The organism is Streptomyces sp. TRM68416 (assembly GCF_014596915.1).
GTDB lineage: Bacteria > Actinomycetota > Actinomycetes > Streptomycetales > Streptomycetaceae > Streptomyces.
Genome location: NZ_JACVWU010000002.1, coordinates 495,456 through 510,618, shown reverse-complemented (window position 1 = coordinate 510,618; position 15,163 = coordinate 495,456). Strand labels below are relative to the sequence as shown.

The following is a 15,163-nucleotide window of genomic DNA, read 5'->3' as shown; positions in this document are numbered from 1 at the left end:
TCGCGACGACCGCCGGGACGACCGTCGTGATGACCGCCGGGACGACCGTCGTGATGACCGCCGGGACGCTCGCCCCGAGCGCCGTGACGACCGCGGCGGTTTCCGTCGCGACGACCGTCGTGATGACCGGGACCGTGGCTTCCGTCGCGATGACCGGGACCGGGACCGTGGCTTCCGCCGTGACGACCGCGGTGGTTTCGAGCGCCGTGACGACCGGCGCGATGACCGCGGTGGCTATGACCGGCGCGACGACCGTGGCAGCTATGGTCGCCGTGATGACCGCGGTGGCTATGACCGCCGTGGCGATGACCGTCGTAGCGACGACCGTCGTGATGGTGACCGCGGTGGGTTCCGGCGTGACGACAGCCGTGGTGGTGGCGGCCGCCCGGGCGGGTTCCGTGGTCGGGACGACCGTGGTGGGCGTGGCGGGCCGCGTCGGGATGACCGCGGTGGCCGTCCCGGTGGGTTCCGTGGTCGGGACGACCGGCGTGACGGGCGCGACGACCGGCGTGGTGGTGGGCGCTTCCGCGACGAGCGGGACCGGGACCGGGAGCCGATCAAGCGGCTGCCGATCCCCGAGGACGTCACGGGCGACGAGATCGACAAGGACGTACGGCAGGAGCTGCAGAGCCTGCCGAAGACGCTCGCGGAGGATGTCGCCAGGAACCTGGTGATGGTCGCCCGGCTCATCGATGAGGACCCCGAGGGCGCGTACGGCTACTCCAGGGTGGCCCTGCGGCTGGCTTCGCGGGTCGCCGCCGTACGGGAGGCCGCCGGGTTCGCCGCGTACGCGAACCAGAAGTACAGCGAGGCGCTCGCGGAGTTCCGGGCCGCGCGGCGGATGACCGGTTCCGTCGAGCTGTGGCCCGTCATGGCCGACTGCGAGCGTGGGCTCGGGCGGCCGGAGAAGGCGCTGGACATGGCCGGGGCGCCCGAGGTGGGCAAGCTCGACAAGGCCGGTCAGGTGGAGATGCGGCTCGTCGCGGCGGGTGCCCGGCGTGACATGGGGCAGCTGGACGCGGCCATCGTGACGCTGCAGAGCCCCGAGCTGGCCTCGAACTCCGTACAGCCGTGGACCGCGCGGCTGCGGTACGCCTACGCGGACGCGCTGCTGGCGGCCGGACGGCAGGACGAGGCGCGGGAGTGGTTCGCGAAGGCCGTGGAGTCCGACAAGGACGGCAGCACGGACGCCTCGGACCGGCTCGCGGAGCTGGACGGTGTCGAGTTCGTCGACGCCCTCGACGAGACCGAGACCGAGAGTGAGAGTGAGGGTGAGGTCGAGGCCGAAGTGCAGGACGGTGACTCCGAGGCCTCCGGCGACGGTGACGACGACCAGGGCGACCAGGGCGACAAGGAATAGGTGACGACGAGAAGGGGCGGATCCCAGCCGGGATCCGCCCCTTCCGCGTTTACAGGTCCAGTGCGCGCAGGACCAGGCCGGAGGCCGGTTTCGGGCCGAACGAGGTCGACTTGCGGGGCATCGTGACGCCCTGGCGGGCCAGGTCGCGGACGACCTCCTCGCGCACGGGGTGCATCAGGACGGCCGTACCGCCGTCGCGCTCCGCCTTGCGGACGGTGGCCGCGGTGTCGTGGATGTAGGCGATGCGGGCTGGGTCGTCCTCGGGGATGTGCCAGACGTGGTCGAGGAGCGTGGCGTGCAGGACCGTCGCGTCCAGGGTGCGCCAGGCCGCGGGGCGGTCGGCGGGGACGGTGCGGGCCAGGAGGGCGGGGTCCGGGCGGTCCACGAGGTGGAAGGCGCCGTCGCCGGCGAGCAGGAAGGCGTTGCCCGCGTCGGCCGCTTCGGCGAGCGCCGCCAGGGCGTCCGCGAGGGGGACCTCCAGACGGCGTGTGCGGAACAGGCCGTCCAGGGCCGCGAGGGCGTCCGCGACCGGCAGGTGGTGCAGGAGGCGGTGGATGGCGCGGACGCGCAGGGGGTAGCGGGCCGTGTCGACGAGGAGGACGAGGCCGTAGTCCCAGGGGCTGGGGGAGGGGTGCTCGGCGCGCAGGCGGCGGTAGGTCGCCCAGCGGTGGTGGCCGTCGGCGATGAGGGCCTGGTGCCGGGCCAGGTCGGACTGGACGCGGGCCACGTCGGCGGGGTCGGTGAGGGACCACAGGCGGTGGCGGTAGCCGTCCTCGGTGGTGGTGGCGAGCAGCGGGGGTTGCTGGGCGATGCGGTCGAGTACGGCGCTGGTGTCGGCCGCCGAGCCGTTGCCGCGGTAGGTGAGGAGCAGGGGTTCGAGGTTGGCGGAGGTGGCGCGCATGAGGTCCGCGCGGTCGGCGACGACATGCGGCATGACGTCCTCGTGGGGCAGGACCACCTGTTCCGCGGGGTCGGACAGGCGCAGGGCGCCGATGACACCGCGCTGGATCATGCCGTCGCCGTCGTCCTGCTCGTAGACGTACAGGCCGGCGTCGGTGTCGGCGGTCAGGACGCCCTCGGTGAGCCAGCGGCGCAGGGTGTGCGCGGCCTGTTCGTTGCGGGCGCTCGGGGTGCCGGCCTGGGGAAGGATCAGACGGACGATGTTGTACGGGTCCAGGGACTGGAGGTGGTGCAGACCGTCGGGGCGCACGACGACGTCGTAGGGCGGGGATGTCACGGCGGCCAGACTGCCGACCCGGTCGGGGTCGTAACGGAGGCCTCGGAACGGGGTGAGTTCGAGGCCTCGGTGCACCGTTGCCTCCGAGTGACCTGCTGTGTTCATCCCGGCATCGTACGTGTGTCAGTGGCATGCGGGATGATCGGGTGAAAGCCGTCGAACGAGGAGCGATGCGGAATGAGCCAGAGCGTCAGGACGAGGCCCGAGGGCAGTGAGCGGGCCCTGAGCGAGGCGTACGACACGGCGCTGCTCGATCTGGACGGTGTGGTCTACGCGGGCGGGCACGCGATCGTGCACGCGGTCGAGTCCCTGGCGACGGCCCGCGCGGGCGGGATGCATCTGGCCTACGTCACCAACAACGCCCTGCGGACGCCGGACACCGTGGCCGCGCACCTGACGGAGCTGGGCATACCGACGCGGGCGGACGACGTCATCACCTCGGCGCAGGCGGTCGCGCGGCTGATCAGCGAGCAGGTGCCGGCGGGGTCGCGGGTGCTGGTGATCGGCGGGGAGGGGCTGCGGGTCGCGCTGCGGGAGCGCGGGCTGGTGCCGGTGGAGTCGGCGGACGACGATCCGGCGGCGGTCGTGCAGGGGTACGGCGGGCCCGATCTGACGTGGGGGCGGTTCGCGGAGGCGTCGTACGCCGTCGCGCGCGGGGTGCCGTGGTTCGCGTCCAACACGGATCTGACGATTCCCAGTGGCCGCGGGATAGCGCCGGGCAACGGCGCGGCGGTGGAGGTCGTACGGATCGCCACCGGTGCCGAGCCGCAGGTGGCCGGGAAGCCGCTGCCTCCCATGCACCGCGAGACGATCCTGCGTACCGGTGCCGAGCGGCCGCTGGTGGTCGGGGACCGGCTGGACACGGACATCGAGGGGGCGTTCAACGGCGAGGTCGATTCGCTGCTGGTGCTGACCGGCGTGACGGACGGCGCGCAGTTGCTCGCGGCGCCGCCGCAGCACCGGCCGACGTATGTGGACGCCGATCTGCGCGGGATGCTCGTCGGACAGCCGGAGGTCACGGAGGAGGGGGACGGTTTCCGGTGCGGTGGCTGGACGGCCTCGGCCGGGGGTGAGCGGCTGGAACTCGACGGTGACGGTGAGGCTTTGGACGGGTTGCGCGCGTTGTGCGCGGTGGCCTGGACGGCGGGCGGCGCGGGGTCCTGCGCGTTGGACGGGGGGAAGGCGCTGGCGCGACTGGGGCTGTGAGCCGCGGCGCCGGAGGTGAGGCGGTGGATCCGGGTGGGCCGTCCGGCACCGGGCCGTCCGGCACCTGGCTGCCCGGCACCGGGCCGTCCGGGAACGAGGCGGGTTGGGAGGGTAGGCTAACCTAACTGCGTGTTGGTCGACAGCCCTCCTGAAGCGCGCGCGAAAGCCGCCGCCGCGCCCCCGACCCGACGGGCGATACGTCCGGTTGGGCTCCTGCTCTCCGTCGTGGTCCTGGTGCTGGTCGCCCTGGCGAGCATCGCGATCGGCGCGAAGGACCTCTCCATGGCGCAGGTCTGGCACGGTCTGTTCCAGGACACGGGCACGTACGGCGACGTCGTGGTCGACGACCGGGTGTCGCGGACGGTGCTGGGGCTGCTGGCCGGCGCCGCGCTCGGTCTGTCGGGGGCGGTGCTGCAGGCGCTCACCCGCAACCCGCTCGCCGACCCCGGACTGCTCGGCATCAACGCCGGCGCCTCCGCCGCGGTCGTCACCGCCATCACCTTCTTCGGCGTCACCTCGATCAACGGCTACATCTGGTTCGCCTTCTTCGGCGCGGCCGCGGTCGGGGCGATGGTCTGGTTCCTCGGCGGCGGCCGCGGGGCCACGCCGGTGCGGCTGGTGCTCGCGGGCACCGCGATCAGTGCCGCGCTCTACGGCTATCTCCAGGCCGTGATGATCATGGATGACGCGGCTCTGGGCCGGATGCGTTTCTGGACGGTGGGGTCACTGTCCTCGGCGACCGACTCGACCATCCTCCAGGTGCTGCCGTTCCTCGTGGGCGGCATGATCCTCGCCCTGGCGCTGGCCCGGCCGCTCAACGCCATGTCCATGGGCGACGACACCGCCAAGGCGCTCGGCGCCCACCTGAACCGCACCCGGGCGCTGTCCATGCTCGCCGCCACCGTGCTGTGCGGGGCCGCGACCGCCGCCTGCGGCCCGATCGTCTTCGTCGGCCTGATGGTGCCGCACGCCGTGCGCTCCTTCACCGGGCCCGACCTGCGCTGGATCCTGCCCTACGCGGCCGTCCTGTCGCCCGTGCTGCTGCTCGGCGCCGATGTCCTCGGCCGGATCGTGGCCCGGCCCTCGGAGGTCCAGGTCGGGATCGTCACCGCGATCATCGGCGGCCCGGTGTTCATTCTTCTGGTACGACGGCGGAGGACGGCGCAGCTGTGAAGACCAACCGTGCGGTGCGGACCCCGGGCGGGCTCTCCGTCCGGCTGGACCTCCGGGCCCTGACCGTCGTCGTCCTGCTGCTGCTCGCCGCGCTCGCCGCGAGCGTCCTGCTCATCGGCACCGGCGACTTCCCGATCTCCGCGGGCGATGTACTCAGAACGCTGGCCGGCCACGGTGACGCGGGACAGGACTTCATCGTCAACGAGCTGCGGCTGCCGCGGGTGCTGGTCGCCCTGCTGGTGGGCGCCTCACTCGGACTCGGCGGGGCGCTGTTCCAGGCCATCACCCGCAATCCGCTGGGCAGTCCGGACATCCTCGGCCTCGGACAGGGGGCGACTGCCGGGGCACTCGTGATGATCGTGCTCTTCTCCGGGAGCGCGGCCCAGGTCACCGTCGGTGCGCTCGTGGGCGGACTGGTGACCGGCGTGGCCATCTATCTGCTCGCCTGGAAGCAGGGGGTGCACGGATACCGGCTGGTCCTGGTCGGTATCGGTGTGTCCGCGATCCTCACCGCCGTCAACGGCTATCTGCTGACCGTGTCCGACATCGTCGACGCGGCCCGCTCGGTCGTGTGGATGACCGGCTCGCTCAGCGGACGTGACTGGGCGCAGGTCTGGCCCCTGCTCGGCCTGTGCGCCGTCCTCGTACCGCTCGTCCTCGCCAACGCGCGCGGGCTGCGGATGATGGAGATGGGCGACGACGTCTCCCACGCCCTCGGGGTGCGCGTGGAGCGGGTGCGGGCGCTGCTGCTGGTGGCCGCCGTCCTGCTCACGGCCACCGCCACGGCCGCCGCCGGACCCGTCAGCTTCGTCGCGCTCACCGCACCCCAGCTCGCCCGCCGGCTGACCCGGTCGCCGGGGCCGAACCTGGTGCCGTCCCTGTGCATGGGCGCCGCCCTCCTGGTCACCGCGGACTGGGCCTCGCAGCGCCTGTTCGGCGCCGACCAGCTGCCGGTCGGTGTGGTCACCGGCGTACTCGGCGGCGTCTACCTGCTGTGGCTGCTGGTCACCGAACGCCGGGCGGGCCGGATATGAGCGGCACTGCGCACAAGAACACCCCAAGGAGCACTGTGAACCGCCTGTCCGCCGACAACGTCACCCTCGCCTACGACCAGCGGGTCATCGCCGAGCAGTTGTCGGTGGAGATCCCCGACCACTCCTTCACCGTGATCGTCGGCCCGAACGCCTGCGGCAAGTCCACGCTCCTGCGGGCGCTGTCACGGATGCTCAAGCCGAGCCAGGGCCGTGTGCTGCTGGACGGGCAGGCCATCCAGTCGATGCCCGCGAAGAAGGTCGCGCGCACCCTGGGCCTGCTGCCGCAGTCCTCGATCGCGCCCGACGGGATCACCGTCGGCGACCTGGTAGGCCGCGGCCGGTACCCGCACCAGGGCCTCCTGCGCCAGTGGTCCACCGAGGACGAGCGCGTCGTACAGGAGTCGATGCGGCAGACCGGCGTCGCCGAACTCGCCGACCGCTACGTCGACGAACTCTCCGGCGGCCAGCGCCAGCGCGTGTGGATCGCCATGGCGCTCGCCCAGCAGACCCCGCTGCTGCTCCTGGACGAGCCGACCACCTATCTCGACATCCAGCACCAGATCGACGTCCTGGACCTGTGCGCCGAGCTGCACGAGGAGCAGGGCCGCACCCTGGTCGCCGTGCTGCACGACCTCAACCACGCCGCCCGCTACGCCACCCACCTCATCGCCCTGAAGGGCGGCACGGTCATCGCCGAGGGCGCGCCGAAGGACATCGTCACGGCCGCGCTGGTGGAGGAGGTCTTCGGGCTGCGCTGCCAGGTCATCGACGACCCGGAGACGGACACGCCGTTGGTGGTGCCGGCCGCGCGCAGGGCGCGGCAGAAGGCGGCGGCTACAGAAGCTTCCTGAGTACGAGCAGGTCGCGCACGCCCGCGTGCAGCTTCACCCGGCCCGCGCCCCAGGCCTTCGCGAAGTGCAGCTCGCCGTCGACCAGCGCCACCAGGTCGTCGCCGGTCATGGCCAGCCGGATCTGGGCCTTGTCCCGCGGCGGCCCCTGGAGGGTGTCGTGCACCAGGATCCGACCGTCCTGGAGGCGGCCCACGAAGGTGGCGTCCAGGTCGGTGAGGTGACAGCTCACCGAGCGGTCCAGGGCGACGGCCGCGCGGACGTCGCCCTCGGCGTTGCGCATGCTGTCCGAGAGTTTTTCGAGTGCGGCACGGCACTCTTCGATCGTGGCCATCGGGATCGACGGTACCCCAGCGCTTCGAGGTAGCGTCTGGGCATGAGCGACGCAGTGCCGGAGACGGAGCCCCGCCAGGAGGCGCAGGAGGCGGTCGAGCAGGAGTACGACCCCGCCGCGCCCGCCCCGCTCGGCGTCCCCCGCACCCCCACCGGCAACGCCGAGGTCGACGCTCAGCTGGCGCGGCTGACCGACGCGGACCACCTCGCCACGGACGGACACGTCGAGGTGTACGAGGATGTGCACCGGGGGCTGCGCGACGCGCTCACCGCGCTCGACGCCCGCCCGGGACCTCCGGTGCCCCCATCGACGTACGGAAACAGGAGCTGAACCGAACGTGGCAGGAGTCGCACGCCGCCGTCTGGACGCGGAGCTGGTCCGCCGGAAGCTCGCGCGCTCGCGCGAGCACGCCAGCCAGCTGATCGCCGCCGGCCGGGTCACCGTCGGCAAGACCGTCGCGACCAAGCCGGCCACGCAGGTGGAGACCGCGGCCGCGATCGTCGTCTCGACCGACGACAGCGATCCCGAGTACGTGTCGCGGGGCGGGCACAAGCTCGCCGGCGCGCTGGAGGCCTTCGTACCGCAGGGCCTCGTCGTCGAGGGACGGCGGGCACTGGACGCCGGGGCGTCCACCGGCGGGTTCACGGATGTGCTGCTGCGGGCCGGGGCCGCGCACGTCGTCGCCGTCGACGTCGGATACGGACAACTCGCCTGGACTCTGCAGAGCGATGAACGCGTCACCGTCAAGGACCGTACGAACGTACGCGAGTTGACGCTCGACGCGATCGATGGAGAGCCGGTGGATCTTGTCGTGGGGGATCTGTCCTTCATTCCGCTCGGACTGGTGCTGCCCGCCCTGGTGCGGTGCGTGAAGCCGGACGCGGATCTGGTGATGATGGTCAAGCCGCAGTTCGAGGTGGGCAAGGAACGGCTGGGCAGCGGAGGCGTGGTGCGCAGCCCGCAGTTGCGGGCCGAAGCGGTACGCGGGGTCGCCGAACGGGCGTGGGAGCTCGGACTGGGGGTGAGGGGGGTCACCGCCAGTCCGCTGCCCGGCCCCTCCGGGAATGTCGAGTACTTTCTGTGGCTGCGGGCCGGGGCACCGGAACTGGACCCGGCCGACGTTGACCGTGCAGTGGCGGAGGGGCCGCGTTGACACAAGACCGAGCTCGTACTGTTTTCCTGCTCGCCCACACCGGCCGGCCTGCGGCGATCCGCAGCGCCGAGCTGGTCGTGAGGGGCCTGCTGCGGTCCGGCATCGGAGTACGGGTGCTGGAGGCGGAGGCGGCCGATCTGCCGCTGCCGGACGAGGTGCAGCTGGTCAAGGAGGCGACGCCGCAGTGCCTCGACGGCTGCGAGCTGCTGATCGTGCTCGGCGGCGACGGGACGCTGCTGCGGGGGGCGGAGTTCGCGCGGGCCTCCGGGGTGCCGATGCTCGGCGTCAACCTCGGGCGGGTCGGGTTCCTCGCCGAGGCCGAGCGGGACGACCTCGACAAGGTTGTCGACCGGGTGGTGACCAAGGCGTACGAGGTCGAGGAGCGGATGACGGTCGATGTCGTCGTCCACCAGAACGGCGACATCGTGCACACGGACTGGGCGCTGAACGAGGCGGCGGTGCAGAAGGCCGGCGCCGAGAAGCTGCTGGAAGTCGTGCTGGAGATCGACGGGCGGCCGGTGACGGGGTTCGGGTGCGACGGCATCGTGCTGTCCACGCCGACGGGGTCGACCGCGTACGCCTTCTCGGCCGGTGGGCCTGTGGTGTGGCCGGAGGTCGAGGCGCTGCTGATGGTGCCGATCTCCGCGCACGCGCTGTTCGCGAAGCCGTTGGTGACGTCGCCGGATTCTGTGTTGGCGGTTGAGGTGCTGCCTCATATTCCGCCGGGGGTTCTGTGGTGTGACGGGCGGCGGACGGTGGAGCTGCCGCCGGGGGCGCGGGTCGAGGTGCGGCGGGGGGCTGTGCCGGTGCGGCTGGCTCGGTTGCACCATGCCTCGTTCACGGATCGGCTGGTGGCGAAGTTCGCGCTGCCGGTTTCCGGGTGGCGGGGGGCGCCTCACTAGCCCACTGGGGTGGGTGGTTCTCGGAGCGTCGGCGGGTGCGGGTTTGTGGGGGTTTCCCGCGCCCACGCGGCGGAGCCGCACATCGACACAGTCCCGCGCCCCTTTCGGGGCGGACCACTCCCCTGGGTGACAGGGTGCCTCGCGTCCCGGCGGCCCTACCTCGTATGGTCGTGTCCGTGCTGGAAGAGATGCGGATACGGTCCCTCGGAGTCATCGACGACGCCGTCGTCGAGCTGTCGCCCGGGTTCACCGCTGTCACGGGTGAGACGGGCGCGGGCAAGACCATGGTGGTCACCAGCCTCGGGCTGTTGCTCGGTGGGCGGGCGGACGCGGCCCTCGTGCGGATCGGGGCCGAGAAAGCGGTCGTGGAGGGGCGGATCACCGTCCCCTCGGACGCGTCGGCCGTGGTGCGCGCCGAGGAGGCCGGGGCCGAGCTCGACGACGGGGCGCTGCTGATCAGCCGTACCGTTTCCGCCGAAGGGCGGTCCCGGGCACACCTGGGCGGGCGCTCGGTGCCCGTGGGAGTGCTCGCCGAACTCGCCGACGAGCTGGTCGCCGTACACGGGCAGACCGACCAGCAGGGGCTGCTCAAGCTGTCACGGCAGCGGCAGGCGCTGGACCGTTACGCCGGTGACGCGGTCGCCGGGCCGCTGGCCAAGTACGGCGAGGCCTACCGGCGGCTGCGCGCGGTGACAGCCGAACTCGACGAGATCACCACGCGCGCGCGCGAGCGGGCCCAGGAAGCCGACCTGCTGCGCTTCGGGCTCGACGAGATCGCGGGCGTGGAGCCGCGCGCCGGTGAGGACGTGGAGCTGGCGGAGGAGGCCGAGCGGCTCGGTCACGCCGAGGCCCTGTCCTCCGCCGCCACGGCCGCGCACGCCGCCCTCGCGGGCAACCCCGAGGACCCCGAGGGCATCGACGCCGCCACCCTCGTCGCGGGCGCGCAGCGGGCCCTGGACGCCGTACGGTCGCACGACCCGGCGCTGGCCGCGCTCGGCGACCGGATCGGCGAGATCGGGATCCTGCTGGGCGACGTGGCCGGGGAGTTGGCCGGGTACGCCGACGATCTGGACGCCGATCCGCTGCGGCTGGCGGCCGTGGAGGAACGGCGGGCCGCGCTCACCGCGCTGACCCGGAAGTACGGCGAGAACGTCACCGCCGTGCTGGCGTGGGCCGAGCAGAGCGCCGCCCGGCTCACCGAACTGGACGGCGACGACGAGCGGATCGGCGAGCTGACCGCCGAACGGGACGCGCTGCGGACCGAACTGAGCGGACTGGCACAGGCGTTGACGGACGCGCGGACGGAGGCCGCCGAGCGGTTCGCGGCCGCCGTGACCGCCGAGCTGGCCTCGCTCGCGATGCCGCACGCGCGCGTGTCCTTCGACATCCGGCAGACCGAGGACCCCGAGGGGGTCGAGGTCGGCGGGCGCACGGTGGCGTACGGGCCGTCCGGCGCCGACGAGGTCGAGCTGCTGCTGGCCCCGCACCCCGGGGCTCCGCCGCGGCCCATCGCCAAGGGCGCGTCCGGCGGTGAGCTGTCGCGCGTGATGCTGGCCGTCGAGGTCGTGTTCGCGGGAACGGATCCGGTGCCGACGTACCTCTTCGACGAGGTCGACGCCGGTGTCGGCGGCAAGGCGGCGGTCGAGATCGGGCGACGGCTGGCGAAGCTGGCCAAGAGCGCGCAGGTCGTCGTCGTGACGCACCTTCCGCAGGTCGCGGCCTTCGCCGACCGGCAGTTGCTGGTCGAGAAGACCAACGACGGGTCGGTCACGCGGTCCGGTGTGAAGGTGCTGGAGGGCGAGGAACGGGTGCGGGAGCTGTCGCGGATGCTGGCGGGACAGGAGGACTCGCAGACCGCGCGTGCGCATGCGGAGGAGCTGCTGGCGGCGGCTCGGGGGGACGGGTAGCGCGCCGCCGCGGCGGGTGCGTTCCGCCCGCCGTCGCGGTCTGGCCCCGCCGCGCCGCGGTTTGTCCCCCCGGCGCCGCGGTCTGTGCCACGCCGCGCCGCGGTCTGTCCCCCCGGCGCCGCGGTCTGTGCCCCCGGCGCCGCGCTCTGTGCCCCGCCGCTCCGCGGCGATTTCCCGCCCGGGGCCCCGTGTTGGCCGCTGAGCGGTCCGCGGCTCCGGCCCCCTCGCCGGGGCCCTAGGGTGAGCGGATGATCGCCTTCACCGCCACCCTCACCCGCGTCGGTATATCGGCTCTCCGCGCCAAGTTCCCCGGCGGACGCGGCCGTTGGGAGCGGACCAACCACGCGGGCCGTACCGTCGACCTCTGCGCGGGTCCCGCCGCCGCCCTCGCCGTCGCGCTCGGGGCCGGCCGTGTCCACCCCGCCGCCGGAGCCGCGGTGCTCGCCGCCGGTGCCTGCGGGGCGTACGACGACGTGGCCGGCGCGGGGGATCCGCGGCGTGGTTTCCGGGCGCATCTGTCCGCCCTGCGGGGCGGTGAAGTCACCAGCGGCGCCGTCAAGTTGTTCGGGATCGGGGCGGCCGGACTGGTGGCGGGCGCGCTGCTGAAGGAGCGGCCGGCCGACAAGGTGCTCGCGGCGGTCGTGATCGCCGGGGCCGCGCACTTCGTCAACCTGGTGGACGTACGGCCGGGGAGGGCGGCGGGCGCGGTGCTCGCGCTCGGGGCGCCCGGGCTGCTGCGGCGCGGTGCGGCGGGCCGGCTGTCCGCCGCCGCCGTCGGGGCCGCCGCGGCCGTGCTGCCGGACGACGCCGGTGAGCGGTCGATGCTCGGCGACACCGGGGCACACGCGCTGGGCGCGGCCTTGGGCACGGCCGTCGTCGTCGGGAACGGGCGCGCCGGGCTGCTGGCCCACGCCGTCGCGGTCGTCGCTGCGACGGTCTGCGGGGACAGGGTGAGCGAGCTGGCGCGGCACGGGTTCGACCGTCGCCCCTCACTCGTGTGAGTGACATCGCGTGTCCAGGTCCGCCCGGCGGCGTTCCCGGAACACCCGTACGTCCTGGCATCCTTGGCCGTACACGTCGTACGCGCAGGGATACACGCGGTTCACCCCCTCCGCACGATCCTTCTGTACTTTCTTCGTGACCGCCCGACGTCCGAACCAGGAGCCCCGGCCACGTGACCCCCGTGAGCAGCCACTCACCACTCGGCCAGTCGCCGCTGCGCACCGTCCAGGTGCTGGGCGGAGGCAACGCCGGCAGCAGCGCGCACGTGCGCTCGCTGGCCTCGGGGCTCGTCGCGAGGGGCGTGCGGGTCGTCGTGTGCGCCCCCGTCGAGGCCGATCACCTCTACGATTTCACCGGGGCGGGCGCCGAACACGTGCACGTGCCGCGCAGCAGCGACCCCGGCTCCGTGGCCGCGCTGCGGGCGGCGTGCACGGGCGCCGACCTGGTGCACGCGCACGGGCTGCACGCCTCCTTCCGCGCCGTGCTCGCCCTGAGCGGCCGGCGCACTCCGCTGGTCGTCACCTGGCACGACCGCGCGCACGCCGAGGGTGCGCGCGCCCATCTGGTGCGGCTGCTGGAGCGGCGCGTCGTCAAGGCGGCCTCGGTGGTGCTCGGCACGACCTCGGCGCTGGTGGACCGGGCCCGCCGGACCGGCGCACGGGACGCGCGGCTCGCCGCCGCCGCGCTGCCCGTCCGGCGCGGCGAGCGCGACGAGACCGAACTGCCGGCCCCCAAGGTGCGGGCCGAACTCGGTGCCACCGGACGCCCGTTGCTGATGGCCGTCGGCTCCCTGGAGCGGCACCGCGGGTACGACGTCCTGCTCGACGCCTCGCGGGCGTGGCGCGGGCTCGACCCCGTCCCCCTGGTCGTGATCGCCGGTGAGGGGTCGCTGCGCGCGGAGTTGCAGCGCCGGATCGAGGACGAGGAGCTGCCCGTCCGGCTGATCGGGCGCCGCGACGACGTGGGCGAGCTGCTCGCCGCCGCCGATCTCGCGCTGCTGCCGAGCAGATGGGAGTCACGGTCCGTCCTCGCCCAGGAGGCCCTCCACGCGCGCGTGCCGCTCGTCGCCACCGCGGTCGGCGGCGTGCCGGAACTCGTCGGCGACGCCGCCGAACTCGTCCCGTACGGCGACCCGGAGGCGCTCGCGGACGCCGTCGTACGGCTGCTGGAGGATCCCGAGCGCCGGGAGCTGCTCAGGGAGCGGGGAGTGCGGCAGGCCGCGACCTGGCCGACCGAGGACGAGACCGTGGCCCAAGTACTCAGTGTCTACGACGAGTTGACCCAGCACCGGCCGCTGATCTAGGACACGTGCCGGCGCGCCCTCAGCGCCAGGCTCAACGCCAGCACCGTCTGCGGGTCGTCGAGGTCGGTGCCGAGCAACTCGCCGATGCGGGCGAGGCGGTTGTAGAGGGTCTGCCGGTTCAGGTGCAGTTCGCGGGCGGTCTCCGCCTTGCGTCCCGCGTGGGCGAGATAGGTCTGCAGGGTGGGCAGCAGCGGCGGCTTGGAGCGGGCGTCGTGGTCGCGCAGCGGGCCGATCGCGCGGTCCACGAAGGCGGCGAGGTCGGGATGGTCGCGCAGCCGCCACAGCAGCAGGTCGATGTCGAGGCGGCGGGCGTCGTACCAAGGGCGGTCGGTCAGGCCCTGGGCCGCCGTCGCCGTCTCCGCCGCGTGTCTGAGCCCCGCCGAGGCCGCCGCCCAACCGCCCGCGACACCGACGACCACGACCGGCGGCTGGGCTCCCGGGCGCTGCATGCCGGCCCGCTCCACCCCGGCCCGCAGCGCCGCCGCGACCCGGTCGGCGACCGCCGACCGCTCGGACTCCGAGCGCAGGCCCAGCAGCAGCGGCACACGCCCCTCCACCGGCCGTACGCCCAGCAGCACCGGCACGCCCACCGACGCCAGCTCCTCCGCGACCGCGCGGGCCAGCACCGCCCAGCCGCCGCCGGGGGACAGACCGTCGCCCAGCCGCATCACGACCGGCAGCAGCGGGCTGTCGCCGGGCTTGAACCCCAGCACGCGTGCCTGCGCGGGCGCGTCCTCCGCGGCGATCCTGCCCTCGGCGAGATCGGTCAGGAAGTCCCCGCGGCCCCGTGCCGCCAGCTCCTCCTCCTGGCGCGCCTGCATCAGCACCACGGCCAGGATGCCGGCGGCCCGTTCGCCCGCGATCCGGTGCACCGGCGCGAGCGGCGCCCGGACGGGCAGCAGGACCAGACGTGCGCGGACCGAGCCCGTGCCGGGCCCGCCGCCCGGCACGTCCACCAGGACCGAACCCGCGGGCGGCGGCGCGTCCTTGTGCGGGCCGCGCATCCCCTCCCACACCTGGAGCGGTTCGGCGCCCTCGGGACCGGCCCCGGCGGCGTACAGCAGTTGGCCGTCGGTCGTCTCCAGGAACACCGGGTTGCCGCTGAAGTCGGCCAGGATGCCCAGCACTTGGGGGATCCCGCCGCCGCCCAGCAGGGCCTCCGTGCAGCGGCGGTGCACCTCCTCCGCGCGTTGCAGCAGCGCGTAGTGGCCGTTGACGATCTCCGTGTGGATCTCCTCGGTCACCGCCACGAACGGCACCTCGCGGTGCAGCTGGACCAGCGGGAGACCGGCGGCACGGGCCGTGTCGACGAGGGCGGCCGGCAGCCGGGCGAAGCGCGGGCCGAGTTCGATCACGAGGGCCGCGATGCCCCGCTCGGCCAGCGTGCGGACGAACGCCCGCTGCTCGGCCGGGCGGGTGCCCAGGCCGTAGCCCGTGGTCAGCAGCAGTTCGCCGCCCTTCAGCAGGGAGGCGATGTGGGGCACCTCGCCCGCGTGCACCCAGCGCACGGTCCGCCCCAGCCGGTCCGCGCCCGCCAGGATCTCCGGGAGCCCGCTGCGCAGGCCGGGCAGCTCCAGCGCCCGCTGCACGGTGATGCCGGCGCCGTGGGTGCCGAATCTGCTGTCCATACCGCTGTCCATGCTCCGGACGCTACCCGCGCCCGTGCCTCCGGGACATCTCCGGAGGCCGTGATGCGTCGTCGTC

14 protein-coding genes and 1 pseudogene are annotated in these 15,163 nt (G+C 73.6%); 12 read left to right on the top strand and 3 right to left on the bottom strand.

Annotated elements, in window-relative coordinates; all coding sequences use genetic code 11:
* Together ICC28_RS05490 and ICC28_RS05485 are read left to right on the top strand one after the other, a co-directional pair.
* Positions 1-674: pseudogene (locus ICC28_RS05490) on the top strand (hypothetical protein); the annotation flags it as partial.
* Positions 566-1,360 (top strand): tetratricopeptide repeat protein, encoded by a 795-nt coding sequence (locus ICC28_RS05485; RefSeq protein WP_188287262.1) that lies wholly within the window; start codon positions 566-568, stop codon positions 1,358-1,360. The pseudogene ICC28_RS05490 and the gene ICC28_RS05485, both read left to right, overlap by 109 nt.
* Before the next feature lie 49 nt (positions 1,361-1,409).
* On the opposite strand, the gene ICC28_RS05480 is transcribed toward ICC28_RS05485, so the two are convergent.
* Positions 1,410-2,702 (bottom strand): DUF1015 family protein, encoded by a 1,293-nt coding sequence (locus tag ICC28_RS05480; RefSeq protein WP_188287239.1) that lies wholly within the window; start codon positions 2,700-2,702, stop codon positions 1,410-1,412.
* Between the two features lie 72 nt (positions 2,703-2,774).
* Between ICC28_RS05480 and ICC28_RS05475 the strand changes: the two genes are divergently transcribed.
* The 4 genes from ICC28_RS05475 to ICC28_RS05460 all read left to right on the top strand — a co-directional run bounded on the left by ICC28_RS05475 (position 2,775) and on the right by ICC28_RS05460 (position 6,861).
* Entirely contained in the window at positions 2,775-3,803 is a 1,029-nt protein-coding gene (locus tag ICC28_RS05475; RefSeq protein ID WP_188287238.1) for an HAD hydrolase-like protein, read from the top strand.
* Between the two features lie 129 nt (positions 3,804-3,932).
* Positions 3,933-4,976 (top strand): FecCD family ABC transporter permease, encoded by a 1,044-nt coding sequence (locus tag ICC28_RS05470; protein ID WP_188287237.1) that lies wholly within the window; start codon positions 3,933-3,935, stop codon positions 4,974-4,976.
* Positions 4,973-6,010 (top strand): FecCD family ABC transporter permease, encoded by a 1,038-nt coding sequence (locus ICC28_RS05465; RefSeq protein WP_188287236.1) that lies wholly within the window; start codon positions 4,973-4,975, stop codon positions 6,008-6,010. The genes ICC28_RS05470 and ICC28_RS05465 overlap by 4 nt, the downstream gene beginning before the upstream one ends.
* The gene (locus ICC28_RS05460; RefSeq protein WP_188287235.1) at positions 6,007-6,861 is read left to right on the top strand and encodes an ABC transporter ATP-binding protein; all 855 of its coding nucleotides are present in this window, start codon (positions 6,007-6,009) and stop codon (positions 6,859-6,861) included. The genes ICC28_RS05465 and ICC28_RS05460 overlap by 4 nt, the downstream gene beginning before the upstream one ends.
* Here the strand turns inward: ICC28_RS05460 and ICC28_RS05455 are convergent.
* Positions 6,845-7,192 carry an SCP2 sterol-binding domain-containing protein gene (locus ICC28_RS05455; RefSeq protein WP_188287234.1) on the bottom strand — a complete coding sequence of 116 codons (348 nt, stop codon included), beginning with the start codon at positions 7,190-7,192 and terminating at the stop codon, positions 6,845-6,847. The two genes, ICC28_RS05460 and ICC28_RS05455, sit on opposite strands and share 17 nt — an antisense overlap.
* A 42-nt stretch (positions 7,193-7,234) precedes the next feature.
* On the opposite strand from ICC28_RS05455, the gene ICC28_RS05450 reads away from it, so the two are divergent.
* From ICC28_RS05450 to ICC28_RS05425, 6 genes are all read left to right on the top strand, one after another.
* The gene (locus tag ICC28_RS05450; RefSeq protein ID WP_188287233.1) at positions 7,235-7,522 is read left to right on the top strand and encodes a hypothetical protein; all 288 of its coding nucleotides are present in this window, start codon (positions 7,235-7,237) and stop codon (positions 7,520-7,522) included.
* A 7-nt stretch (positions 7,523-7,529) separates the two neighbouring features.
* Positions 7,530-8,345: a TlyA family RNA methyltransferase gene (locus ICC28_RS05445; protein WP_188287232.1), complete on the top strand. Its 816-nt coding sequence runs from the start codon at positions 7,530-7,532 to the stop codon at positions 8,343-8,345.
* Complete coding sequence (locus ICC28_RS05440; RefSeq protein WP_188287231.1) at positions 8,342-9,247, top strand: NAD kinase; 906 nt, start codon at positions 8,342-8,344, stop codon at positions 9,245-9,247. The genes ICC28_RS05445 and ICC28_RS05440 overlap by 4 nt, the downstream gene beginning before the upstream one ends.
* A 164-nt stretch (positions 9,248-9,411) precedes the next feature.
* Entirely contained in the window at positions 9,412-11,154 is a 1,743-nt protein-coding gene (recN, locus tag ICC28_RS05435; protein WP_188287230.1) for a DNA repair protein RecN, read from the top strand.
* Positions 11,155-11,402: 248 nt separating this feature from the next.
* Positions 11,403-12,155 (top strand): hypothetical protein, encoded by a 753-nt coding sequence (locus ICC28_RS05430; RefSeq protein WP_188287229.1) that lies wholly within the window; start codon positions 11,403-11,405, stop codon positions 12,153-12,155.
* A gap of 173 nt (positions 12,156-12,328) precedes the next feature.
* The gene (locus tag ICC28_RS05425) at positions 12,329-13,459 is read left to right on the top strand and encodes a glycosyltransferase family 4 protein (protein WP_188287228.1); all 1,131 of its coding nucleotides are present in this window, start codon (positions 12,329-12,331) and stop codon (positions 13,457-13,459) included.
* Here the strand turns inward: ICC28_RS05425 and ICC28_RS05420 are convergent.
* On the bottom strand, positions 13,456-15,099 hold the full coding sequence (locus tag ICC28_RS05420; RefSeq protein WP_188287227.1) for a PucR family transcriptional regulator: 1,644 nt from the start codon (positions 15,097-15,099) through the stop codon (positions 13,456-13,458). The two genes, ICC28_RS05425 and ICC28_RS05420, sit on opposite strands and share 4 nt — an antisense overlap.
* Between the last annotated feature and the right edge of the window lie 64 nt (positions 15,100-15,163).

What these genes read in the sequence shown, in the direction of transcription:
- ICC28_RS05475 (WP_188287238.1), top strand. Translation starts at nt 2,775, where the DNA reads ATGAGCCAGAGCGTCAGGACGAGGCCCGAGGGCAGTGAGCGGGCCCTG.
- ICC28_RS05455 (WP_188287234.1), bottom strand. Translation starts at nt 7,192, where the DNA reads ATGGCCACGATCGAAGAGTGCCGTGCCGCACTCGAAAAACTCTCGGAC.
- ICC28_RS05420 (WP_188287227.1), bottom strand. Translation starts at nt 15,099, where the DNA reads ATGGACAGCGGTATGGACAGCAGATTCGGCACCCACGGCGCCGGCATC.
- ICC28_RS05480 (WP_188287239.1), bottom strand. Translation starts at nt 2,702, where the DNA reads ATGAACACAGCAGGTCACTCGGAGGCAACGGTGCACCGAGGCCTCGAA.
- recN (WP_188287230.1), top strand. Translation starts at nt 9,412, where the DNA reads ATGGTCGTGTCCGTGCTGGAAGAGATGCGGATACGGTCCCTCGGAGTC.
- ICC28_RS05430 (WP_188287229.1), top strand. Translation starts at nt 11,403, where the DNA reads ATGATCGCCTTCACCGCCACCCTCACCCGCGTCGGTATATCGGCTCTC.
- ICC28_RS05460 (WP_188287235.1), top strand. Translation starts at nt 6,007, where the DNA reads ATGAGCGGCACTGCGCACAAGAACACCCCAAGGAGCACTGTGAACCGC.
- ICC28_RS05450 (WP_188287233.1), top strand. Translation starts at nt 7,235, where the DNA reads ATGAGCGACGCAGTGCCGGAGACGGAGCCCCGCCAGGAGGCGCAGGAG.